The organism is Paenibacillus sp. P4_A9 (assembly GCF_056402415.1).
Window position 1 is genome coordinate 1 of record NZ_JBFUHL010000211.1, and the last position, 1,279, is coordinate 1,279.

Below are 1,279 nucleotides of genomic sequence, written 5' to 3' on the forward strand. Positions count from 1 at the left end.
GTCCTATGGTACTCGCGAAGTGACTACGTTATCCTGCCCTTTAGTTGAGCAAAGGCTGCCGATTATGCTGGCAGCCTTATCCTTAGTCTTTATGTAACTTAACGTTCTTCTTTAGTTTAGCAAATCACGAAAAATAGGTTCCTTGAATATTATTTTTGAGACGGATACCACCGCAAATCATCACTATTTGTTACATTCGACAATTTATTTCGATATTCATAAAGCACTCTTCCGTCCTTGGAAAGAGCAAGAGGATTTAGATCGGCCCCAATAAAAGCCTTTGACCATGAAAAGACAAGTGGTTGGCCTATTATTATTTTCTTGTTGATCCGATCTGTACCTACACCTATTTCGATAGAATCAATATTCGGATCTGACGTCTCAACCGCAAATACACAAGCCTGCACCCCGGGTATATTTGTATTAACATTCATCCATCCTACTGTTTCAATCTTTTCTTGATCTTGCGCTCTGTTAAAGGTCGTTGCCAAGCGTGCGTAATAAAACCAACTACCAGGCTTCTCTTTATAGGACATTACGGTACGATTTCCGTCATCGGTATGAAACAAAAACACTCCGCCCCACGGATAATCCACTTTTTCAAAGAGTTGCGGGTTCTTCCCTTTAACCGCAAAGTGTACACGTGCTGCTTGAATTGCTGAGATACGTGCCCCATCCAGTTCGAATAATTGGTAGGCCTTGACTGTCATGAGCAACAGCACTGCTCCAAGAATGAACACACTCTTTTTAGTTTTCAACACCTCACCTCATCACTTTTAATTCAATTCGATTCCCATTGAACGGCAGTAGGCCAATAGTTGGCAATTGCTCACTTTGCTTTCGAAAAGAAAATCCTTTTTTTGAATTCATAAATCAATTTCATTATATATTCAATATAACTGTATAATTTCCCTTTTTCTGTAACTATCCAGCCCGTTACTTGAGAAAAGGCAACCAATCCACCTGGGCTGGTTGCCAATTACATGTTGTTATTGAACTCTCGATACCCGTTAGTTCAATCGTTTATTTTTTGCACACCATCTAATTTTGACCAATAATACAGTGATACGTTAATTAATAATCCAAGAATTAAACCAATAACAATGCTGATTACGTTTATGCCATGCATCATAATCAACAGTAATCCGCCCGCTGGATTGTCGTCTGGTAACGGAAACAATGCACTAAAAGCGAACAAAAAAATAATAGAAAAGATAACATAGAAGAGGAGAATAAATATACTAAAATACCAATAACAATTTCTAAAGAATAATACTAC

2 protein-coding genes are annotated in these 1,279 nt (G+C 38.2%); both read right to left on the bottom strand.

The genetic code is table 11. The features are described from left to right. Positions 1 to 149: 149 nt before the first annotated feature. Positions 150 to 758 carry a hypothetical protein gene (locus AC1DVJ_RS31015; protein ID WP_477596788.1) on the bottom strand — a complete coding sequence of 203 codons (609 nt, stop codon included), beginning with the start codon at positions 756 to 758 and terminating at the stop codon, positions 150 to 152. A gap of 257 nt (positions 759 to 1,015) precedes the next feature. Then, the coding region (locus AC1DVJ_RS31020; RefSeq protein WP_477596790.1) for a hypothetical protein at positions 1,016 to 1,279 on the bottom strand (264 nt) is incomplete at its 5' end.